21 protein-coding genes and 2 pseudogenes are annotated in these 20,897 nt (G+C 57.2%); 18 read left to right on the forward strand and 5 right to left on the reverse strand.

Annotated features, from left to right (window positions below):
• Positions 1-20 precede the first annotated feature (20 nt).
• From ACI3K0_RS27810 to ACI3K0_RS27830, 5 genes and pseudogenes are all read left to right on the forward strand, one after another.
• Positions 21-1,025 (forward strand): ABC transporter substrate-binding protein, encoded by a 1,005-nt coding sequence (locus ACI3K0_RS27810; protein ID WP_404946725.1) that lies wholly within the window; start codon positions 21-23, stop codon positions 1,023-1,025.
• Between the two features lie 5 nt (positions 1,026-1,030).
• Positions 1,031-1,774, forward strand: coding sequence for an ABC transporter permease (locus tag ACI3K0_RS27815; RefSeq protein ID WP_148147123.1), 744 nt, complete (start codon positions 1,031-1,033; stop codon positions 1,772-1,774).
• A gap of 8 nt (positions 1,775-1,782) precedes the next feature.
• Positions 1,783-2,961 carry a phosphopentomutase gene (locus ACI3K0_RS27820; protein WP_148147124.1) on the forward strand — a complete coding sequence of 393 codons (1,179 nt, stop codon included), beginning with the start codon at positions 1,783-1,785 and terminating at the stop codon, positions 2,959-2,961.
• A gap of 533 nt (positions 2,962-3,494) precedes the next feature.
• Positions 3,495-3,863 carry a metallophosphoesterase gene (locus ACI3K0_RS27825; protein WP_404946726.1) on the forward strand — a complete coding sequence of 123 codons (369 nt, stop codon included), beginning with the start codon at positions 3,495-3,497 and terminating at the stop codon, positions 3,861-3,863.
• Positions 3,864-3,980: 117 nt separating this feature from the next.
• Positions 3,981-4,186, forward strand: a pseudogene (locus ACI3K0_RS27830) (hypothetical protein); the annotation flags it as partial.
• Positions 4,187-4,226: 40 nt separating this feature from the next.
• Here ACI3K0_RS27830 and ACI3K0_RS27835 read toward each other — a convergent pair.
• Positions 4,227-4,484: a DUF3253 domain-containing protein gene (locus ACI3K0_RS27835; protein ID WP_404946727.1), complete on the reverse strand. Its 258-nt coding sequence runs from the start codon at positions 4,482-4,484 to the stop codon at positions 4,227-4,229.
• A gap of 118 nt (positions 4,485-4,602) precedes the next feature.
• A complete protein-coding gene (locus tag ACI3K0_RS27840) occupies positions 4,603-5,097 on the reverse strand; it encodes a DUF1543 domain-containing protein (RefSeq protein ID WP_404946728.1) in 495 nt (164 codons plus the stop codon).
• A 155-nt stretch (positions 5,098-5,252) separates the two neighbouring features.
• On the opposite strand from ACI3K0_RS27840, the gene ACI3K0_RS27845 reads away from it, so the two are divergent.
• Positions 5,253-6,947, forward strand: coding sequence for an FAD/NAD(P)-binding protein (locus tag ACI3K0_RS27845; RefSeq protein WP_404946729.1), 1,695 nt, complete (start codon positions 5,253-5,255; stop codon positions 6,945-6,947).
• A 381-nt stretch (positions 6,948-7,328) separates the two neighbouring features.
• Here ACI3K0_RS27845 and ACI3K0_RS27850 read toward each other — a convergent pair whose 3' ends face one another.
• The 3 genes from ACI3K0_RS27850 to ACI3K0_RS27860 form a co-directional block, all read right to left on the reverse strand.
• Positions 7,329-9,623, reverse strand: coding sequence for an FdhF/YdeP family oxidoreductase (locus tag ACI3K0_RS27850; protein WP_404946730.1), 2,295 nt, complete (start codon positions 9,621-9,623; stop codon positions 7,329-7,331).
• Positions 9,624-9,696: 73 nt separating this feature from the next.
• Positions 9,697-10,773, reverse strand: a complete 1,077-nt coding sequence (locus ACI3K0_RS27855; RefSeq protein ID WP_404946731.1) for a catalase family protein — start codon at positions 10,771-10,773, stop codon at positions 9,697-9,699.
• An 88-nt stretch (positions 10,774-10,861) separates the two neighbouring features.
• Entirely contained in the window at positions 10,862-11,431 is a 570-nt protein-coding gene (locus tag ACI3K0_RS27860) for a type 1 glutamine amidotransferase domain-containing protein (RefSeq protein ID WP_206829589.1), read from the reverse strand.
• Positions 11,432-11,554: 123 nt separating this feature from the next.
• Between ACI3K0_RS27860 and ACI3K0_RS27865 the strand changes: the two genes are divergently transcribed.
• The 12 genes and pseudogenes from ACI3K0_RS27865 to ACI3K0_RS27920 all read left to right on the forward strand — a co-directional run.
• A complete protein-coding gene (locus tag ACI3K0_RS27865) occupies positions 11,555-12,625 on the forward strand; it encodes a DNA topoisomerase IB (RefSeq protein WP_206829593.1) in 1,071 nt (356 codons plus the stop codon).
• 85 nt (positions 12,626-12,710) lie between these two features.
• Complete coding sequence (locus ACI3K0_RS27870; protein WP_404946732.1) at positions 12,711-13,112, forward strand: DUF2177 family protein; 402 nt, start codon at positions 12,711-12,713, stop codon at positions 13,110-13,112.
• A 480-nt stretch (positions 13,113-13,592) separates the two neighbouring features.
• Complete coding sequence (locus ACI3K0_RS27875; protein ID WP_206829497.1) at positions 13,593-14,114, forward strand: DUF309 domain-containing protein; 522 nt, start codon at positions 13,593-13,595, stop codon at positions 14,112-14,114.
• A gap of 663 nt (positions 14,115-14,777) precedes the next feature.
• Positions 14,778-15,572: an SDR family NAD(P)-dependent oxidoreductase gene (locus ACI3K0_RS27880; protein WP_404946733.1), complete on the forward strand. Its 795-nt coding sequence runs from the start codon at positions 14,778-14,780 to the stop codon at positions 15,570-15,572.
• A gap of 38 nt (positions 15,573-15,610) precedes the next feature.
• Entirely contained in the window at positions 15,611-16,375 is a 765-nt protein-coding gene (locus ACI3K0_RS27885; protein WP_404946734.1) for an SDR family oxidoreductase, read from the forward strand.
• 164 nt (positions 16,376-16,539) lie between these two features.
• Entirely contained in the window at positions 16,540-17,130 is a 591-nt protein-coding gene (locus tag ACI3K0_RS27890; RefSeq protein WP_206829500.1) for a TetR/AcrR family transcriptional regulator, read from the forward strand.
• Between the two features lie 67 nt (positions 17,131-17,197).
• Positions 17,198-17,824, forward strand: coding sequence for a hypothetical protein (locus ACI3K0_RS27895; protein WP_206829501.1), 627 nt, complete (start codon positions 17,198-17,200; stop codon positions 17,822-17,824).
• A gap of 109 nt (positions 17,825-17,933) precedes the next feature.
• Entirely contained in the window at positions 17,934-18,788 is an 855-nt protein-coding gene (locus tag ACI3K0_RS27900) for a cytochrome b/b6 domain-containing protein (protein ID WP_206829502.1), read from the forward strand.
• Positions 18,785-19,561: a molybdopterin-binding protein gene (locus ACI3K0_RS27905; RefSeq protein ID WP_206829503.1), complete on the forward strand. Its 777-nt coding sequence runs from the start codon at positions 18,785-18,787 to the stop codon at positions 19,559-19,561. Before ACI3K0_RS27900 ends, ACI3K0_RS27905 begins: the two co-directional genes overlap by 4 nt.
• A 31-nt stretch (positions 19,562-19,592) precedes the next feature.
• Positions 19,593-19,901 (forward strand): hypothetical protein, encoded by a 309-nt coding sequence (locus ACI3K0_RS27910; RefSeq protein ID WP_286195194.1) that lies wholly within the window; start codon positions 19,593-19,595, stop codon positions 19,899-19,901.
• A gap of 51 nt (positions 19,902-19,952) precedes the next feature.
• Positions 19,953-20,537 (forward strand): DUF308 domain-containing protein, encoded by a 585-nt coding sequence (locus ACI3K0_RS27915; protein WP_404946735.1) that lies wholly within the window; start codon positions 19,953-19,955, stop codon positions 20,535-20,537.
• Positions 20,538-20,663: 126 nt separating this feature from the next.
• A pseudogene (locus ACI3K0_RS27920) lies at positions 20,664-20,897 on the forward strand (IS6 family transposase); the annotation flags it as partial.

Here is a 20,897-nt window from a genome sequence, read left to right on the forward strand (position 1 = left end):
ACAAAAAGGGGATCACAACAATGTTCAAGTTCCGCGTCACCACGGCAGCAAGCCTTGCCGCCCTGATCACCTCGCCCTTCTTTGCCATGACGGCGGAAGCCGCCGACAAGGTGATCCTTCAGATCGATGGCGCCGCCGCACCGTTTTATGCGCCATTATATGCCGGCGTCGAAAAGGGCATCTTCGAAAAGAACGGCATCGAGGTCGAGTTCATCTATGCCGCCGCTGCCGACATCCTCACCAACATTGCCGCCGGCAATGTCGATTTCGGCTTCCCGAATGGTGATGCCGTGGTTGCCGCTGCCGCCAATGGCCTGCCGGTCAAGGTCGTCCACACGACCTACCAGCGCGGAATCGGCGCGCTGTTGGCCAAGGAAGCAAGCGGCATCAAGACCTACAAGGACCTGAAGGGCAAGAAGATCGCCGTCACCAGCCTTGCAAGCCCGAACTACCTGCAACTGCAGGTGGGCCTCCAGCAGGCGGGCCTGACGCTCGATGACGTCACCGTCGAAGCCGTCGCCACCGGCGCCATCGTCCAGTCGCTGCAGGCCGGTCAGGTCGATGCGATCGTCTTCTCCGAGCTTCGCAAGTACAATCTCGAGGCCGACGGCACCAAGATCACCATGATCCTGTCCAACGACTTCCTGCCATCCTTCGGTAATGTCGTCGTCGCCAGCGACAAGAAATTGTCCGAAAATGCAGATGTCGTGAAGCGTTTCACCACCGCCGTCACGCAGTCCTATGAATGGGTCATCGACGGCCACGTGCCGGAAGCGCTCGACATCGCGCTCGAAAAATACGCCCCGACCTGGCCGAAGGATCAGAAGCCGATCCTTACCACCGCCTTCGAAAAGACCTTCGTTCCGTCGGTCTGGCAGAGCGCACTCACCAAGGAAAAGGGTCTCGGTGCGGCCGATATCGCCGGCTGGCAGAAGAACGCCGATATCCTTGCGCAGTTCAAGGTGATCGACAGCGCTCCGAAGGCTGAAGACTTCGTCGTCGATCCGTCCATGATCGGAAAGTAAGCCTGATGATCCTGCGTGGCATTGCGGGTCTGATCGCGACCCTGGTCCTGTGGACGGCAATCGTCTATCTCTTCGATGTCCCGGCATTTCTGCTGCCGGGCCCTGTCGAAGTGTTCAACCGTATTGTCTTCCTGTTCGAAAACGCCAAGCTCACCCGCCACATCTGGGTGACACTGTCGGAAATCGTCGCGGGCTTCGTGTTCGGAACCGCCGCTGGTATCTTTGCCGGCGTGGTATTCGCACGCTTCCCACGGGCAGAACGCTTTGCCACGCCGCTCATCCTGCTTTTGCAGACCGCCCCGAAAATAGCCATCGCGCCGCTTCTGCTGTTGTGGCTCGGCATCGGGCCGACACCCAAAATCGTGCTGATCGCCATCGTCACCTTTTTTCCGGTCATGTCCGGCATGGTGACGGGCCTCCGTTATGGCGAAGGCAGTTTCCGTGATCTCGCCACCGTGCTGAAACTCAGCCCCTGGCAGCGGTTCCGCCATATCGAACTGCCCTCGGCGCTGCCGTCGGTTCTTGCCGGAATGGCGGTCGCCACCACGCTGGCCATGACCGCTGCTGTCATCGGCGAGCTGATTGGCGCCAATGAGGGGCTTGGTTATCTTCTGTCGTCCGGTCAGGAGAACAGCGACACATCGGTGGTCATCGGCATGGTCATTCTGTTGTCGTTGATCGGCTGGGCCTTCTACGAGGTGATCGAACTGATCCGCCGCCGTTCGCTCGGCCGCTTCCAGCTGTCTTGAGATAGGTCATGGCACGCGTCTTCCTCTGCGTTCTCGATTCCGTCGGCTGCGGCGGAGCACCCGATGCGGCACGTTATGGCGATGAGGGTGCCAACACGCTCCTGCATATTGCCGAGGCCTGCGCCGAAGGTCGCGCGGAGGATGGCAGGAGCGGACCGCTGAAGGTGCCGAACATGGATGCGCTCGGGCTTGGCGCGGCGATCACGCTCGCCTCGGGCAAGACAGCCCCCGGCCTCTCTTCCGTCCCCGCCGGTCGTTATGGCGCGGCGCAGGAAGTCTCGGCCGGCAAGGATACCCAATCCGGCCATTGGGAACTGGCGGGCGTGCCTGTCGAACGTGACTGGCATTATTTCCCGCGCACCGAGCCTGCTTTCCCTGCCGAGCTGATGGCGGAACTCTTGTCACGCGCCGGCATTGCCGGCACACTCGCCAACAACCACGCCTCCGGCACCGAAGTCATCGATGCCTTCGGTCTCGAGCATATCGCGACCGGCAAGCCGATCGTCTACACGTCTGCAGACAGCGTCGTGCAGATCGCCGCGCATGAAACCCATTACGGGCTCGATCGGCTGCTGGACACCTGCCGCATTGCTGCCGAGATCTTTCATCCGCTGAATGTCGGCCGCATCATCGCACGGCCGTTCGTCGGCGAAGCGCCGGGCAGTTTCACCCGCACCGCCAACCGCAAGGATTTTGCCATCGCACCGCCTGACGGCACGCTTTGCGACCGGGTGGTCGCTGCCGGCGGTCGCGTGCATGCGGTCGGCAAGATCGGCGACATCTTTGCGATGAAGAGCATTACCGGCGTGTCCAAGGGCAAGGACGACATGGCGCTGTTCGACCACGCTCTGGAATGGACAGACAAGGCGGAGGACGGTGATCTGGTCTTTGCCAATTTCATCGAGTTTGACAGCCTTTGGGGCCACCGCCGTAACGTTTCCGGTTATGCTCGCGCGCTCGAAGCCTTCGATGCCCGCCTGCCGGAACTGACGAGCCGCCTGCGCGAAGGTGATCTTCTTATCATCACTGCCGACCACGGCAATGATCCGACTTGGGCCGGGACGGACCATACCCGCGAACGGGTGCCGGTGCTGGTGACCGGATCAGACGTCACGTCGCTGTCACTCGGGATCATATCATTTTCTGATGTGGCCGAAATGGTAGCGGGGCGGTTGCAGATCCGCTGAGCGATTAAGGAAACAGGATCCACCGCAGCCAATCCCGTTGGGCAAAGTCATGCGCGACGTTCTGAGGAGCGCTTGCGTCGAATGATTGTGACAAAACAAGAAAAGATGTTTGTGACGTGCGAATGCTCGAAAACGCAAGCCGCAGCGAATGCTGCAACCTACGTCCATCAAAGTCGATCAGCCTGACGGTTACGCACCAATAAATGTTCAAAACTCGTTGATGGAGACCAGTATTCTCTTAGGGCTGACCCGACGAACATTTGCAGCATGACTCCATCGGCAGTTGACTGCTCGATCCAGGTTTTTGGAGATGATGTCGGCGGGCCTTTGAGGTGATGCCGACATAATCTATATGAAACTTGGTTGTCTTTAAGAGTTCTCTTGCCGACCTTCTGATGGAGCGCCTTCATCTAACAAAGTTAGGGTATATGCCCGACAAACTCGAACTTGGTGCCGATCTGGCTGCTCCAGTTTTGACGGACTGAAAACGTGAGGGCAGTTGGTAGCCTCAACATTCATTTGCAGGAATAATTGTGAGCGCCACCGATAACTTTCCGCCTGTTATGTATGCTATCGCCGACGTCCATGGACGCGCAGACCTTCTCGGCGCGATGCTCGATTACATCGCCGAGGAATCGAATAAAGTCCAATCCAAACCGGTTGTGATATTCCTGGACGATCTGATTGATCGTGGCCCTCATAGTCCAAAGGTGCTTGATCAGGTCTGTTCGACGCTCGACCTCTATCCGGGGTCCTGCCTGATCCTTAGGAACCATGACTTTTACCTGCGTGAACTTCTTCGCGGGACGCTCACGGATGGGGATGCAGTCAACTGGATGGATTGGGGAGGCACCACGACGGTTAGAGGTCAGAACAAGATTAGTGCGAAATCGTACGTTTAGATGATAAAACGACGATCGAGATCGACATTCCTCCGCAAAACTGGGCGCTCGTGATGCATTTCTCCCTAAAACCTACCGTTAGAGCCAGGCTGCAAACTACGGAAAACATGCACAATTGACGTCGGCTTACCTGGCGGAATGAACGGGAGGCAGTTGGCGGATGCGGTCCGTGCAATGAGGTCCGGGATCAAGGTGCTTTTCATCACCGGATATGCTGAGAATGCTGTGCTCAAAAGTGGCGACCTCAGCGACGATATGCAGGTGCTGACAAAACCGTTCAAATGGATACGATTGCAGAAAAAGTTCGTCAGATGCTCGCCTGAAAAGGAACCTACTCACGTTCTTTAATCGGCAAGTACATCCTCAATCCTGCTTGTGCGGGGAGCTTATACGATCGGGACCTGATCGTTCGGTCATCGATGAGGACTTCCATGTCAGAACGATCTCTCCTAGCTCCACAAGGTCATCAACTGCGTCGTGAACAATAGGCATGTATTCGCGCCAGTCGAGTGGAGCGTTGTTGTCCTTTGCGAGGCTGCGTGCGACTTCGCTCGGGCACGTCGTGCCCGTGGGTCGACTTGCGACAAAGCTCAGAATCGCTGACACTGCTTGCTCGCTCATGGTTCTGCTCTAGTCTGGGGTGCGGCCAACGGTTATCCTGCATGTCGTATAAGTGTGGGTCACGCTGCCCGCGGCGACGAATGGGTCCGGCAATGATCCTGCGGCGGAAATCGACAGGCTAGGCAAGCCTCAGATATTTGCAGACGAATTCGAACGGCCGTTCCTCCAGAGCTTTTGTCAACCGGATCGAGTATCCATAGTGCTTTGCTTGTGCGCTGACGTCGATCGCCTTTTCCACCTCGAAGACGTTGTCCTTATGGGGCAACGTCCAATGCCGGACTCGCGACAATGCCTTTTTCGTGGCAGCTCGCGCGTCTGGAGCGATGAGAAGGACGTTCTTGTGGATCTCCCCGAACTCGTTGGCGTCATATCCTCCGAGATTGAGGAAGAACAACTTTTTCTCAATGTCTGTGGGTGAGGTGGTCAACAGTTTAATATCGTACCCATCCGCCTGGGTGAGCTCGCCCCAACAATCAAGGTGGAGACCTTTTGGATCGCCCCACCATTGCCGCCGCAGGTCGTCGTAGCAGGCTTCCGCGCTCTCTCCGATCGAAAACCGGATATCATGCAACTCGATGTTCGATCCACCGCAATCGCCGCCAATGTAGAACATGAAAAGCTTCATACGTTTGCCTTCTGTTTCTCCGTCCACGGCGTAAATGGCTTTTTCGTGCCTGTCGTCAATGAGTGACCAGCCAACGTTGGAACAGGTCGTCGTCGTAATCGTTTGGTAGCTGCGCAGTGCGTCCCGCGCTGCTGGAGCCCCAAATGCGTAAACGCGTCGCCATCGTCGGGTCCGGCCCGACGGCTCTGTATGCCCTGCAAAATCTCATAAAGTCTAAGTCACCGTTGGCAATCGTCATCCTTGAAGCGTCGGACGTCGCCGGCAAGGGGACGCCCTACCAGCGCGGGATCAATGATCCGGCGATGCTGTCGAACATTCCAAGCATCGAAATCCCTGATCTTCCTGAGACCCTCGTTGCCTGGCTTGCCAAACAATCCGAAGAATATCTGTCGGAATTCGAGATCGAACGCATCGGCATATCTGATCGTGCCTTCTACCCGCGTGTGGTTATCGGCGACTATTTCCGAGCGCAGTTCGAGACGATCGTCGCACTGGGTGAGCAGGCGAACTATACGATCTGTGTCTGCGAGCGCTGTCAGGTCGCGGACATCGCGCCCAGCGGTAGTCATTTCGCTTTAAAATACGGAGACGATGCGAGCATCGAACTCTTCGATTATGTGATTGTAGCGACGGGACACAGTTTCCCGTCCGCGCCCGAAACGTCGCCGGGTTATTTTGCCGCCCCGTGGCCCGCTACCGCGTTGCATTCGATCCCGAGTGGCAAGATCGGTGTGCTCGGAACATCGCTCAGTGCGATTGACGCGGTAATGACCGTCGCGACCATGTTTGGCCGCTTCGATCGAAACGCGGATGGTTGTCTCGACTACCAGATTAAGGATGGTCACGACGGGTTTGAAGTGTCGATGATGTCTCGCAAAGGTCTACTGCCCGAGGCAGACTTCTTCTTCCCCATCCCCTACAAAGACCCGCTGATCTGCACAGCGCAAGCGGTGTCTGCCCGTATTACGCTCGGGAGTAGCGGTCTGCTCGACGATGTGTTCGACCTCTTCCGTCAGGAACTTTTGGTCGCCGATCCAGAATATGCTCGGCTCATCGGGCTTGAAGGGCTGACGGTCGACACGTTTGCAACAGCCTATTACGGCGTCAGAGACAAATGTGATCCGTTTGAATGGGCGGCATCGAACCTTAATGAAGCAAAACAAAACTACTTAGCGAAACATACCGTTGGATGGCGGTATGCGATCCTCATCACCCACGAGATTATTGAGACCGCAGTCAGCTACTTCACCGCCGAAGACCTTGACCGGTTCAACCGATCGTTCAAGAGCATATTTGCCGACGATTATGCCACCGTACCCCATCTATCGATCGAGCGCCTGATTGCGCTCCGTAAGGCCAATAGGCTGAATATTGTAAAGCTTGGCGACCGATCAGAGATCGTAACCGACAATGTCGAACGCGGTGCTACCGTCACTTTCGAGGACGGCACGCTGCAGTTCGATACCTTGATCGACGCCACGGGACAGAAAACTTTATCGGCGGATGATTTGCCGTTCCCGTCGCTTCACGACGCTCGACTGATATCGCAAGCACGAACCATCACGCCGCGTGGAAACTCAATCCGTACCGGGGGCATTGATGTCGACGAGCAATGTCGGCCACTTATTGCCGGGATCAAGCCTGTGCGGCGTCTGTACATCCCTGCCGTTTCCTACCTTCTCCACAAGCGGCCCTTTGTACAAGGCATCACCAGTGCCGCTGAGCTCGGAAAGATCGTTGCTGAATCTATTATCGCCGACGTGACGCGGCCAGCTCGTAGCCGTCGTGCCGCGGAGGCTGCTAGGTCAGCTAAGGCCCGCGCTATCGAATTCGTGTGAATGCCACCAGTAACGGTCCAGCCAGGCTTCGGACCAGACTACGGTTCAAAAGGGCTAACCCGGGTTGTGAAGCCGTGTGCGGTAATAACCGCAGCGTCTCATAGCTTGAATGAAACTGACCAAGGCTGAGACAATAACCGGGCACTCTATCTAACCTCCAACGTACGATCCGTCTGCCTTGACAGCTTTTTCGATTGCCTCAGGATCACCGACCAACGTAGCGTCCTTGAATCCAATCGCTTTGAAAGGGACCCAAGACTTGCCATCAGGATGTCCCGGGCGAGGGGAATTCTGATCGGGAACGATCAGGTAAGGCGGATGCGAGCCGGCATGGTCAGTCGAAAACAGGTATGCGTCCATCATGTGACCTCGTGATACTAATTATTGGGCTGCGTGGGTTTTCACCTGTATCCGGACAGGCACCGCTTTCGACGCTGGCGTCTTCGACAACTCATCATGATGGTCGACGGCAACCAGCACATTGGCCTCTGGATAATACGCTCCAATTGTCCCTGGCGGAAGATTATGTTTGGTTACCGTGAGACCGGGAAGCTCACGCGTGATCCCGTCTTCGAAATCGCTCACAAGGGTAATGACCTGCCCCTCGTGCAGCCCCGCCGACTGGATATCATCGGCGCACATCAGCACCACGTCTCGGGTTCCTTCGATCCCGCGAAACCGATCTGAATATCCATAAATCGTCGTGTTGAACTGATCATTCGACCGCATGGTGACGAGGCGGTAGCGCCCTTCGGCGTCGCTGAACGCCAAGGCGTTGAGCTGTTTGGGTGTCGTGAAGACTGCCTTCTTCTCTTCGGTCTTCCAGACGCGCTCGTGTGCCGCATTGCCCCGGTAAAATCCGCCCGGCTTAAACATACGATCGTTATAGTGCTCGAATTGATCCGGGTAGGTCGCCTCGATGAGGTCACGGACGAGACTGTAATTGCCGGTCCACTCATCCCATTTCAGCGTTGGGCTCGGGGCAACGGTCGCTCTCGCAATGCCGGTCACGATTGCAAGCTCGCTTCGAAGGTGTTTGGAGGCTGGCGTACGTTTGCCGACGGATCCCGAGATGTGGGAAAAGCTGTCTTCGGTGGTGACGGACTGCGCACCCGTGGCTTGCTCGTCGCGCTCTAAGCGTGAAAGGCACGGAAGGATGTAGGACTTCGCGCCTGGAAAGAGGTGGCTTCGGTTCAGCTTCGTCGAAACGACAACGGTCAAATCCTGCTGGGCCCAGGCGTTTTCCATTGCCTTCTGATCGGGAACGGCGCGGACCAGGTTACCGCCAAGCGATATGGTTGCCTTGATCTTTCCTGCCATCATTCCCTTCACAGCATCGACGATAGTCACACCATCTTCGGTTGGCGGGTCGAAATCGAAGAGGGACTTCAACTTGTCCATGGGGATAAGCTTGGTCTTTTCGGCAATACCGACAGTTCGTTGGCCTTGAACGTTCGAGTGGCCGCGTACCGGACAGCAGCCGGCGCCCTCGCGACCAATGTTGCCGCGCAGAAGAAGGAGATTGACGATCATGGCAACGTTCAGCGCGCCCTGAGAGTGCTGGGTTAGCCCCATGCCATAGACACCTATAACACGCTTCGATTGAACGTAGATCTCACCGGCACGTCTGATCGCGTTCTCAGTCAGGCCGCTTTCTGCCTCGATGGTCTCCCACTCTGTCGATCGGATGAGATCGATGAAGCTGTCGAAACCGACCGTGTGCTCCTCGATGAAGGGGACGTCGAGAACGCGCGATGCTCTGTTCGCCACGGCGGCATCGTCTGCCTCGACGATGACCTTACAAAGACCGAGAATGGCAGCGATGTCACCGCCAGCGCGAACCTGGAGATACTCGTCGCTGATCTGGGTCTCGCGCCCCGTCAGCATATCGACAGGGCTCTGCGGGTTTACGAAGGAAACGAGGCCCTGCTCCATGACGGGATTGAACGTCACTATTTTCGCGCCGCGCTTTTTCGCCTCCTGGAGTGGGTGAAGGAAGCGCGGGCTGTTTGACCCGGGATTTTGACCGAAGAAGAAGAATGCGTCAGCCTTCTCCAGGTCATCCCAAACGATGGTTCCGACTGGAGAACCGATCACCTTCTGCAGCCCGACCGATGTCGTCTCGTGGCACATGTTGGAGCTTTGTGGAAGATTGTTGTTTCCGTAGGTCCGAGCCAGCAATGCGTAGAGGTAGGATGCTTCCAACCCCGCATGACCAGAAGAATAGAAAACAACACTTTCGCGCGGGACGGACTGCAATGTTCTACCGATATCTTCGAAGGCGTCTTCCCAAGCGACTTCGACGTAACGATCGGTCGCCCTGTCGTAACGTAAGGGGTGGGTCAGCCGGCCGGTTTGCTCGAGGTCGTAGTCTTTCCAGTCGCGAAGCGCCGTCACAGTGTGATCAGTCCAGAATTCAGGCGTGCAGCGAGCGCTCGTTAGGTCCGAGATTGTCGCTTTCGCGCCGTTCTCGCAAAATTCGAAAGGGTGGTAGTTTACTGGTTTAGGCCAGGCGCAGGAAACGCACATCACGCCACCCGGCTTGTTCTGCCGGGCCAGTTCCTCAAGCACCATTGGGGAGGGCCGCTCATCACCGATGATACGTGCGATCGATTTGACTGATCCCCAGCCACCTGAGGTGCCTTCGGATTCAGGATTTTGCATTACCTTAGTCATAGATGCTTTCCGATCAGAACAAACAAAGGCACTCCGTTTACCGGAACGCCTCGCGAGACATTCCTAGCTCGGATCAGCGGGACGGTTCGTGGAACGGACAACCGTTAAATCGGGCTCGGAATTCTGCCGAATGGCGGTACGGATCCTTACGCGCCCGATTGATGTTGCCGAGGGGCCGGTGGGCTTCTAAACCCGTCCAAACGCTGAACCGCATCTCTTCATCGACCTTTTTCACGTTCACATCGCGCCAGCTATCTTGTGGCATCGCGGTGACCGTCGCGACGGTGAGGAACGGAGCGTCTTCCTCGTTCCACTCGACCGTCGGGTCTTCGATGGGCTGGTTTTCCAAATTTCGACAGAGCTGGACCTGGAATTCCCAGACCCCGTTGGTTTCCTGCATTTCCGCCTGAACAGTTTCGCGAACGGCGTTTTCACGAACGCTTGCGTCAATGAGGGTGTCCGTCCGCTTTGTCAGGTCACGCGAGATCGGCTTCAATTTGAATTTGGCAATGTAATCACCATAGCGGAACGGTGTGACGCTGAAGTATGTCTCTCCGAGTGGATCGAGGTTCGGCGCGCCACCGAGCGATTGGATACTCGGGCTTGAAACGCCAACGGCTTCAAGGCCCTTGTTCACCGTCTGGAGTACGCTCGACATCACGGTCTTTGTGCCCTCCATCCTGTCCGTCGTTTTGGCGAGAAGCTTCAGACTGGATAGGAATTTCTTGGCGGTTGGCGCCTGGAAGACGGGACCGTTGACCATGATGAAATCTTGTGTCGAGCCTTCGGCATCCGGAAGCCGGGACCCTTCGACATCAAGCACCTTCATGGCAAGGCCTCGAGGCAAGGAGATTGCGTCAGGAAGAATATCGCCGGCATTCGTCGAGAGGCGAAGAAAAACCTTATGCGCTCCAGGCGTCGCGAACATGCCCTGGGCCAGCTCATGCGGCAAGCCGCCTGCGACCGTCATTTCCGCCTCGATGATGCCGTGCGCCTTTGCATGCACTGAGCGGACGGCGTGACCGTAGTCTTCTGCTGTCTTCTGCATGATGACGTCGAAATGTTCGTTTAGGCCAGCGATCGTCTCTGTCTCATCATCCTTGATGCTCTCCAGATCAGATGAATAGCGGATTGGCTGTGATATCGACATGAGGCGCTCCCCGAAAGAACGGGAAACGCTGCACTTCGAGCGAAAGTTCCGCTCGCGAAATTGCTGATATATAGTCCGAAACAGTAGGTTAAGCGCTGCGCGTTTGCCCTCGATGTTTTCCTTCTTCGAACTCCTCGACGATCTTGTCACAGAATGCCGGAAGGTCGTCAGGTGTTCTGCTGGTGACGAGGCCCTGATCGCAGACCACTTCCTCATCAACCCATATGCCGCCTGCGTTTTCAATATCTTTGCGGACAGTCGGAAACGAGGTCACGGTCCGTCCCTGAAGGACGTCGGCTTCTACCAACAGCCAAGGTCCGTGACAGATGACGCCCACCGGTTTGCCCTGCTGGAAGAACGATTGCACGAGAGCGACCACGTCCTTGTCGGCCCGGAGCTTGTCCGCACCGACACAACCGCCGGGAATGACAAGGCCGTCGAATTCCTCAGCGGAAACCTCAGAAACCACATTGTCCACCTGGTAGCTGCCGCCAGCATCGAGGTCGTTGTTATTTGTCTTGGCCTCGCCGGTCTCGATACCGATTACGGCCACCATCGCACCAGCCGCCTCAACGGCGTCCTTCGGCTGCTTGAATTCGGGCTCCTCGGTACCGCGCGGTGCGATAAGAATTGCAATCTTTCTGCCGTTCAATGTCATTGAAGTTTCCTTTTGCGTTCACGGGAGGCGGCTAACGAAGAAGCCGCGATGATGTTCCGGATCGTCGGCTCGCCGATTGTCCCGCAGCGCGGAACAGCCGCTCGATCTGTGAGTTATTGGCCAATGAACCAGATCATCACGAAAATCGACACGATTGCCGCGGACGCAAAGCTCGCTTCAGGACTAGTCTATGTCCCTGGCCTTGAAACGGGGATCACGCGTAAGGTAGGCGCCAAAGGCTTTCTTTATTATCGTCCGGATGGGCGACGGATTAAGGAAGCCGAGGAGATCAAGCGGCTGAATGCCTTGGCGATCCCTCCAGCCTATACCGATGTCGTGATCTCGACGAACCCTTTTTCGCATCTGCAGGCAATCGGCAAAGATGCGCGAGGACGTCGCCAGTATCGCTACCACGCAGACTGGCATGCCGAACGCGGTATAGCGAAATTTGAACGGCTGGTCGATTTCGCCGACCGTTTGCCGGACTTGCGCGAACGCGTAGAGCAAGACCTACGCTCCCGCGGTCTGGGAATGGACAAAGCTCTGGCCACGGTCGTCTGGATGCTCGACAACCTCTACATCCGCATTGGTAACACGGCCTATGCAGAGGTGAACAAGTCCTACGGTCTGACGACGTTGCGCAGCCGGCATGTAAAGGTCGAGGGCGGCAGCTTGAAGTTCCGCTTTAAAGGCAAGTCTGGCAAGGAATGGAATCTGGCGCACAGCGATCGGCGTATCGCCAACGTTGTTCGAAAACTGCAGGAGCTTCCAGGTCAGCATCTCTTCCAATACGTATGCGACGAAGGCGGTTGCCGCGCGATTTCCTCACACGACGTTAATGACTATATCCGTGAGGTAACCGGCGACAGCTTCAGCTCTAAGCAGTTCCGAACTTGGGGCGCCACCTGCATGGCCGTCGAGGCATTGGCGGCGCTTGAGGTGGCGGCCACAAAGCGCGAACTGAACCGTCAGTTGAACGAAGCGATCGACGCAGTGGCTGCAAAGCTCGTCAACACACGCGCTGTGTGCCGCTCATCCTACATCCATCCAGCCGTGTTTGAGGATTTCCAGTCGGGGATGCTGCGAGACGTCCTGAAGCTCAAGAGCAAAAGCGAGCGTTTGCAGCAGTGGCTAGACGAGGAAGAAATACGTGTGCTGCGATGGCTGAAGCGCCGATCGGCGGCAGCCGCATAACGTCCACGTAATTTCCTCAGCCCGCGCCAACGGTCTAATCGACCGATGGTCAGCCTTGCGACAATACAGAAAACGGATGAGTACGATGAAGACATTTGGAATTGCCTATTTCTCGACGCTCGTCCTGTTCTTGGCTATCGATGCCATCTGGCTGGGCGTAGTTGCCCGCAAGTTCTACCAAAAGCAACTCGGCGATCTGATGCTGCCGTCGCCAAATCTTGCGGTGGCCACAGTGTTTTACCTGTTCTTCGCTGTAGCGATTGTTGTTCTGGCAGTCCGGCCCGGGCTTGAAGTGGGGTCGCTCTGGACAGCGGCCGGCAATGGCGCCTTGCTCGGGCTCGCCGCTTACGGGACCTACGATATCACCAATCTGTCAACCATAAAGAACTGGCCCGTAACCCTCAGCGTCGTCGATATGATCTGGGGCACTGTGCTGACAGGGCTCGCTAGCGCAGGTGGATATGCTGTAGCTCGCCACTACGAATAGTCGCTTTTTCAAACGATCTGAGACCTTCAAAAGACTGGAGAGTGACTTGCGCGTATTTGAGTATTCAAGTTTTACGATCCCGGTCTTGCCGTCTCCGGTACAGATTAACCCGTGGGTTGGCCATCGGGCACGGCAAGTAAAAGGTCCTGGCGAGGTGGTCTTCGGTTGCCTCGCCAGAAAGCCTCGGAACAGGAGGTCGATCAACGCGATCGCTGAATGTTTCGCATTCTCTGGGAATGGACAGCGCTTCTCAGTTCATGATCTCAGGTTATCGCCAGCCGCACTCAGTGCACAGCATACTAAACTTCTGCTATTTAAAGATCTTTGAATTTTAAATTGGTCTGGACCTTGCGGGTCGAAGGTTCGGTTCCCATCAAGGCGGCTCATGCCTTTGCTCTCAGGCCAGGTTACGCGGGGGCGGTTGTCCATCCAGCAAGCTAAGAGCATGCTGTCTCAAGGTTTTGCAAAGGACTTAGGGCTATGGGACGTCTTCGGTTACTTCCAAATAGATCATTCCCCCGCTACGCCTACTTGCCCGGTGAGGGTCCACATCCAGTCCGTGATCCTGGAGGACACAGCTACGGTGTCCCGCCGGTTTTAGTTCGTGCGTCTCTCGATTCTGAGGAATTCGCCTGGGGCCAGGACCTCTTCAATCATGGGTACTATTGGGAAGCTCACGAGGCGTGGGAGGGACTTTGGCAGGCTGCAGAGAGAGGAAGCCAGTTGCGGGCCTTCCTGAAGGGATTAATCTTGCTATCCGCAGCCGGGATAAAGATCCGGGAGGGCAAACGGACGCCAGCGATGCGTCATGCTGGACGCGCCAGCGCGCTGTTGCGAAACCTCACCCCGGCGCCGCATGGCCATTTCTCGAGCGCCATAGGCATATCGCCTCGGCAACTTGCTGATCTCGCCGAAGCGACAGCTGAGGCTATGCCGGCATCGCGGACGACGACCAAGGCACAGCCTGAACCAGTCTTCGACTTCGTCCTGGGAAATACGTAGAAATTTGCCGATGAGTCATCGAGTTCTCGGCGCTCAACGGCAGGCACGTTATCGCTCGATCGTGGTGACATGCTTCATGTTGAGTCGGATAGGATGGCCACAATGACCCTGGCGGCGGCATCGTCACCCGCAATCGGCAAGGCACACTTGGCTCTGTTTGGAAGTCCACCAGGACCGAGAAGGTCTTTCTCCAGAATGGCGTTGACGCCTTGATGATCGTCGCCCCTTGGAAATGGCTTGCGATCATTTGCGACATTGTCGTCTGGCGTCGGTCGAGCGCATTGATAGTGCCATCCCGATCCGGGTAGTAGTTGTTCGTATCGATGACGATCTTGCCATGAAGGAACTGCTGTGCAAGCTGCGAACGCAGCCGCGAACGGCACTGTGAGAACCACCACATCGCTGGACGAGGGCACGTCGGTTACAACAGCGGCCTGACAACCAATTTCGGCTGCTGCCTCGTCCAGGGCCTCTGGGCCGCGGCACGCCGAGTGCGAGAAACTGGAAGCCCGGCGTCAGCACCATGGAAACGTGAGGCATTCAACCCTCCAAGTTTTATGTCTGAAAAACGTAGTTTATATGTCATTTCGGACAAATGTCAGTTGCTCCATAACGTCCTTGTCGAAAGCGATGGCGCTTTCTCCACAAACAAGGAACAGACCCATGACCACCAGGGGAACTGCACTCATCACCGGCGCCTCCACCGGCATCGGCGCGATCTATGCTGACCGTCTTGCCGCGCGCGGCTACGACCTGATCCTCGTTGCCCGCAACAGGGACAAGCTTCAGACGCTTGCCTCGGCGATCTCGGACAAGACGAACCGTGCGGTCGGAGTGCTTGCAGCCGATCTGGCCGACGCGGCCGATCTTGCCCGCGTCGAGAATGTGCTGCGCTCTGATGCCAGCATCACGGCGCTGGTCAACAATGCTGGTATCGGCACCCACACGACGCTGATGGAAAGTGATGTCGACCGCATGGAAGCTATGGTGCGCCTCAACGTGACCGCCTTGATGCGCTTGACCTATGCGGCAGTGCCCGGTTTCGTAGCGCGCGGCGGCGGCACGGTGATCAATATCGCCTCGATTGTTGCGGTCGCGCCCGAATTGCTCAACGGCGTCTATGGAGGGACAAAGGCTTTCGTTCAGGCGTTTACCACTTCTCTCAACCACGAACTTGCGGACCGCGGCATCCGCGCCCAGGCCGTGCTGCCCGGCGCGACACGGACCGATTTCTGGGCTCTCGGTGGCCTGCCGGTCGAGCATCTTCCCACCGAAATCGTTATGCAGGCCGAAGACATGGTCGATGCAGCGCTTACAGGGCTCGATCAGGGCGAGACCGACACCATCCCCGCGCTCCAGGATATCGAGCTGTGGACCGCCTATGAGGCGGCACGTCTCGCCCTCGGCCCGCAGCTTTCCGCCACCCGGCCGGCTCCACGCTTCACCACAGCAGCCTGAACACGTTCGAACCCTCTCCAGAATGAGAGACTGATCCCATGAAACTGACTGGCAACACCATCTTCATCACCGGCGGCACGAGCGGTATCGGGCGGGGCCTTGCGGAAGCTCTCCATCGCCTCGGCAACAAGGTGATCGTCTCCGGGCGGCGCACCCCGTTGCTCGACGAAGTGACCTCAGCCAACCCCGGCATGGCGGCGATCACGCTCGATGTGTCGAGCCTCGACAGCATCCAGTCCGCCGCGCGGCAACTGATCGAAAACCATCCCGATCTCAACGTGGTGTTCAACAATGCCGGCTTCATGCCCTTTGACGATGTCTCCGGACCGGTTGACGACGCCGTCATGCAGGACCTGATCGCCACCAACCTGCTTGGACCCATCCGTGTGACCTCTGCCCTGATCGAACATCTGAAGACGAAACCCGACGCAACTGTGTTGTACACCACCAGCGTGCTTGCCTTCGTTCCGATCGCCGGTAACGCGATCTATTCGGCGACCAAGGCGGCGCTTCATTCCTTTGCTCTGTCGCAGCGCTTTCAACTGCGCGACACCACAGTGCGCGTGCAGGAAATCGCTCCGCCGTGGGTGGACACCGATCTGATCTATAAAAGCGGTGACCCGCGCGCCATGCCGTTGCCCGATTTTATCGAGCAGACGCTGGTTGCGCTCGCCACAGACACCCCCGAAGTGATCGTCGATGCCATCAGGCCCTTGCGTGACAATCCGGGCGCGAAGGAGCATGACTTTTTCGAAGCCTTCAATCGCAGCATCGTCGATAACCCGCTTCCAGTGAGTCCTTGAGGCAAAGGCCGACGTCGCGCGATCCGAACGGCATCGGTCAAAATCTGTCGGCCGAGCATGACTTCACGCAGAATGCCACCGCCTCGTGACCGTCTCCACGGACGGCTGACGCAAACCCAAAATTTGTTGTTGACGATCTGCCTACTAGAAGGTAGACAGGCTGCATGAGCAATCTTTCGACCACCTCCGACGACATTCTGGCGTCCACCCGAAACCTTCTGATAAGCGGCGGCTACAATGGCTTCAGCTACGCTGATATCTCGGAGATTGTTGGTATCCGCAAAGCAAGCATTCATCATCATTTTCCTAGCAAGGTCGATCTGGTGCGTGAGCTGGTCAAGCGTTATCGAGAGGATGGCCACGCAAGCGTGGCAGTCCTTGAGCAGAAGGTTCCGAATGCTCTGGACATCCTCAAGGCTTATGCAAACCACTGGGCTGCATGCATTGAGGATGCCAGCAGACCCTACTGTGTCTGTGCTATGCTTGCCAGTGAGCTGCCTTCCCTCCCCACGGAAGTCGCAACAGAGGTGACGAACTTTTTTCGCTTCATCTCCTCGTGGCTGGCTTCGGTCATGGAACGCGGTTCCAAGCAGGGCGAACTGAGTCTTACCAGTGCGCCGCATGTTGAAGCCGAAACATTTCTGGCAACCGTATACGGGGCAATGCTTTCGGCGAGAGCCAATGGGAAGCCGGAAGTGTTCTCAATGATACTCGAACCTGCCCTCAATCGTCTCACGCCGACAGTCTCTCACTAATCCTGCGTGGCAAGGCTACTCGGGTCATACGCGTCCATCGAAACTACCAACTAGTAGGAAGATAAAAATGAGAAATGCTTTCCCGGCCTTGGCTCTCGGGCTGACCAGCATCCTTTCTATAACTGTCCTTTCGGCGCCCGCATCTGCCGAGGATAAGAAAGCCGCGCCGATCCATGTCCGCGGCAGCATCGTCGACTACCAGGCGTCAACGCTCAAAGTGAAGACCCGCGAAGGTGAGACCGTCGACGTCGCCCTTGCCGACGACTGGAAAGTCGCCAGCGTTGCCAACGCAAAGGTCACCGACATCAAGCCGGGCGATTTTGTGGGTATCGCATCATTGCCAAAGGCCGACGGCGGCGATGGTGCGCTTGAGGTCCTCATTTTCCCGCCGGCAATGAAAGGCACGGGCGAGGGGAGCTACGGTTGGGATCTGAAGCCCGACAGCAGCATGACCAATGCGACGGTCGCGGATGCCGTTAAAGGCGTCGATGGCCGGACTGTCACCGTGACCTATCATGGCAAGGAAAAGAAGATCGCCATTCCGGATGGGACACCGGTCGTGACCATTGCTGCGGCCACCAAGGATGATCTCGTACCGGGTGCCGTTGTCTTCGTCACTGCCGAAAAGGCTGCAACCGGCCCCATCGCCCATCAGGTCGTCGTCGGCAAGAATGGCGTGATTCCCCCCATGTGAAGACCACGCCGTCACTGGCCGGAGCAGCCGCCTTACTGCTTCGGCCAGCTACTACAGATCGGCGCTGCTTGGAATGCAGCCGTTAAATGCACAGTTGAAAGACGCTGAGATGAGCGCAGACGCTTCCAATGACAATGTTCAATATCCTCGGACGATCGTTATCCGCCGCCACTCCGTCGTGACCCGGCTCACGCACTGGCTGAACATGCTCTGCCTTACCTTCCTTCTTCTGAGCGGGCTGCAGATCTTCAACGCCCACCCCGAACTATACTGGGGACATTATGGCGCCGACGGTGATCCTGCCGTCTTGACGATTGGCGCCGATGACGAAGGCGACCAACCGCGCGGTTTTGTTCGCATTGCAGGCCTGAAACTACCCACCACAGGCGTCCTCGGCGTGTCGAATGTTGAAGGCGAACAAGTCTCACGCGCTTTTCCCTCTTGGGCAACCATCCCTTCATTCCAGGATCTTGCGGCCGGACGTCGCTGGCATTTCTTCTTCGCCTGGCTGTTTGTGATCAACGGCGTTGTCTATCTCGGCTTCAGCGTGCTGAGCGGACATTTCAGGCGAGACCTGGCACCAAAGGTGCACGAACTATCACCTCGCCATCTCGGCCGCGAGGTCCTCGACCACGCTCGTCTCCGCTTCCCCGAAGGGGAGAAGGCAAGGCATTACAATGCACTTCAAAAGCTCACCTATCTGGCGGTCATTGTCGTTCTCCTGCCTATGATGGTCTTGACGGGCCTGACCATGTCACCGGGCGTCGATGCCGCTCTGCCGTCCCTTGTCGATATTTTCGGCGGACGCCAGTCCGCGCGCACGATCCATTTCATCACAGCGTCGGCGCTTGTCATCTTCGTCATCGTGCACGTGGCAATGGTGGTCCTGTCCGGGACCTGGAACAACATCCGCTCGATGATCACCGGACGCTATGCGATCCAGGAGAAAGGCCCGCAATCATGAGCAAGCTTTTCACCCGACGCCGCCTTCTCATCGGCGGCACGCTTGGAGCCAGCGCCCTTACCCTTTCGGGCTGCGACCTGTTGGACCAGAACGCAGACGTTGCCAATGTCCTTCGCTCAGCCGAGCAACTGACCATGAAAGCGCAGAGACTGCTTCAGGGAAGCGATGCACTGGCGCGCGAGTTTGACGAAAAGGACATTTCTCCGTCCTTCCGCGTCAACGGAACGAGCGCCCCGGACAGCGATGAATATGCGGAATTGCTGGAAGGGAAGTTTGCGAATTGGCGATTGAAGATCGACGGCCTTGTCGATCGGCCGCAGGCATTTTCGCTCGCCGATCTGAAGACACTTCCCTCCCGCACCCAGATCACACGCCACGACTGCGTCGAGGGCTGGAGCGCCATCGGCAAATGGACAGGTGTGCCGCTTGCCAGCCTGCTCCGTTTAGCCGGGCTCAAGCCAACGGCGCGGTATGTCGTGCTTCATTGTGCCGATGAACTTGAAAAGACGCTGGATGGAAGCGGCCGATACTACGAGAGCATCGATCTCATCGACGCGGTTCATCCGCAAACCATCCTCGCCTACGAGATGAATGGCCAAGACCTCAGCGTCGGCCACGGTGCCCCCTTGCGCCTGAGGGTCGAGCGGCAGCTGGGCTACAAACAGGCCAAGTACATCATGCGCATAGAACTGGTCGACAGCTTCGCCGGCTTGTGGGGCGGGAACGGCGGTTATTGGGAAGACCGCGGCTACGAATGGTACGCCGGGATCTAGGGCCCTGAGAAAAGCAGCAGGAGGACAGTTCATGAGCAGACGCAAGGTTCAGGAAGTCATGCCGATTTCTGCGACAGCTTCGTCTCGCCAGGTCGACATCGGCCAAACCAATTCGATCCTCTCCGATCCCGACGGTCGATGGGTCGCAAAGCGGCAGGAGGCGATCAGCGAGGCATTCGAGAAACGCATGCGCTTGGAGAGCGACCAGCGTGACAGGGCAAAGGTTCCCTCTCACGACAGCTCACAGAACGCCGTAAAACTCTCCGGTGAAAGCGATCGTATCGGCCGAAATGATTGGGACGAGAACACCCCATTTGGCAAGCATGTTGGCTTCGTCTGACAAGGCTCGCGCGGACCTCCCATATACCAATTCAGAAAGTGGAAGAAAACAATGTCGACAACTCAGACCTTCCGCGCCACACGCGACAACGACCAGTGGCTCAAGCAGTATTATTTCGTCAGAGCGGCCTTCTCAGTGATGTGGGTTGCGGCTGCGCTCACTGTCGGGCGGCAGTCGTTTGCAGTGGCCGCCGCGTTGCTGATCATCTATCCGGCGTGGGATGCCGCGGCCAACGTCGTTGACGCGGCCAGGAGTGGTGGATTTGCCGCCAACCGGAGCCAAGCGATCAACGTCGCAGCGAGCTCGGTTATGACGATAGCCGTGATCCTGGCGTTGACAATGAACATGAACTGGGTTCTCGGCGCTTTCGGTCTATGGGCGATTTTTTCAGGACTGTTGCAGCTTGGAACTGCCGTGCGGCGTTGGAGAACGAGTGGAGGTCAGTGGGCGATGATTTTGAGCGGTGGCCAATCCTCTGTGGCCGGTGCACTCTTCATCTTTCAAGCGCAAATGCCGAATGAGCCTTCTATCGCCACGGTCGCAGGCTACGCTGGCGTGGGTGCATTCTATTTTCTGGTCTCGGCAATATGGCTGACGATCGCCCTGTCGCGTCGCAGTATGCATCCCATCTCATAAGCGCTACCTCGCGCCAATGAAACCGCTTGGAAGATATTCAAATGATGACAGATGATGCGGCAGGGCAACTTGCTTGGTGTTGTCACATAAACCTGCTGTCAGTGAGTGGGGCGTAGAGATGGTGGGATGAAGAATTCAGCCATCAGCTACAAGCGCCACCGTTTCCCGCAGCAGAACATCGCCCATGCAGTCTGGTTGTACTTTCGGTTCCCGCTGAGCCTGCGCCTGATCGAGGAATTGCTGCTGGAGCGCGGCGTCGTCGTTTCGTATGAAACGATCCGCCGATGGGGGCGGAAATTCGGACCGGCCTACGCAAAGCAAATCCGTCGCCGGCGGCCGTCGCACCGGGACGTCTGGCAT

The organism is Rhizobium sp. ZW T2_16 (genome assembly GCF_044987325.1).
GTDB classification, from domain to species: Bacteria; Pseudomonadota; Alphaproteobacteria; order Rhizobiales; family Rhizobiaceae; genus Neorhizobium; species Neorhizobium cellulosilyticum.

Bases quoted from the DNA above. Each gene is read 5' to 3' on its own strand.
- ACI3K0_RS27915 (WP_404946735.1), top strand. From the start codon at position 19,953: ATGTCGACAACTCAGACCTTCCGCGCCACACGCGACAACGACCAGTGG.
- ACI3K0_RS27810 (WP_404946725.1), top strand. From the start codon at position 21: ATGTTCAAGTTCCGCGTCACCACGGCAGCAAGCCTTGCCGCCCTGATC.
- ACI3K0_RS27815 (WP_148147123.1), top strand. From the start codon at position 1,031: ATGATCCTGCGTGGCATTGCGGGTCTGATCGCGACCCTGGTCCTGTGG.
- ACI3K0_RS27860 (WP_206829589.1), bottom strand. From the start codon at position 11,431: ATGACATTGAACGGCAGAAAGATTGCAATTCTTATCGCACCGCGCGGT.
- ACI3K0_RS27845 (WP_404946729.1), top strand. From the start codon at position 5,253: ATGCGTAAACGCGTCGCCATCGTCGGGTCCGGCCCGACGGCTCTGTAT.
- ACI3K0_RS27905 (WP_206829503.1), top strand. From the start codon at position 18,785: ATGAGCAAGCTTTTCACCCGACGCCGCCTTCTCATCGGCGGCACGCTT.
- ACI3K0_RS27875 (WP_206829497.1), top strand. From the start codon at position 13,593: ATGGGACGTCTTCGGTTACTTCCAAATAGATCATTCCCCCGCTACGCC.
- ACI3K0_RS27820 (WP_148147124.1), top strand. From the start codon at position 1,783: ATGGCACGCGTCTTCCTCTGCGTTCTCGATTCCGTCGGCTGCGGCGGA.
- ACI3K0_RS27865 (WP_206829593.1), top strand. From the start codon at position 11,555: ATGAACCAGATCATCACGAAAATCGACACGATTGCCGCGGACGCAAAG.
- ACI3K0_RS27840 (WP_404946728.1), bottom strand. From the start codon at position 5,097: ATGTTCTACATTGGCGGCGATTGCGGTGGATCGAACATCGAGTTGCAT.
- ACI3K0_RS27895 (WP_206829501.1), top strand. From the start codon at position 17,198: ATGAGAAATGCTTTCCCGGCCTTGGCTCTCGGGCTGACCAGCATCCTT.
- ACI3K0_RS27870 (WP_404946732.1), top strand. From the start codon at position 12,711: ATGAAGACATTTGGAATTGCCTATTTCTCGACGCTCGTCCTGTTCTTG.
- ACI3K0_RS27890 (WP_206829500.1), top strand. From the start codon at position 16,540: ATGAGCAATCTTTCGACCACCTCCGACGACATTCTGGCGTCCACCCGA.
- ACI3K0_RS27880 (WP_404946733.1), top strand. From the start codon at position 14,778: ATGACCACCAGGGGAACTGCACTCATCACCGGCGCCTCCACCGGCATC.
- ACI3K0_RS27910 (WP_286195194.1), top strand. From the start codon at position 19,593: ATGAGCAGACGCAAGGTTCAGGAAGTCATGCCGATTTCTGCGACAGCT.
- ACI3K0_RS27835 (WP_404946727.1), bottom strand. From the start codon at position 4,484: ATGAGCGAGCAAGCAGTGTCAGCGATTCTGAGCTTTGTCGCAAGTCGA.
- ACI3K0_RS27855 (WP_404946731.1), bottom strand. From the start codon at position 10,773: ATGTCGATATCACAGCCAATCCGCTATTCATCTGATCTGGAGAGCATC.
- ACI3K0_RS27850 (WP_404946730.1), bottom strand. From the start codon at position 9,623: ATGACTAAGGTAATGCAAAATCCTGAATCCGAAGGCACCTCAGGTGGC.
- ACI3K0_RS27900 (WP_206829502.1), top strand. From the start codon at position 17,934: ATGAGCGCAGACGCTTCCAATGACAATGTTCAATATCCTCGGACGATC.
- ACI3K0_RS27885 (WP_404946734.1), top strand. From the start codon at position 15,611: ATGAAACTGACTGGCAACACCATCTTCATCACCGGCGGCACGAGCGGT.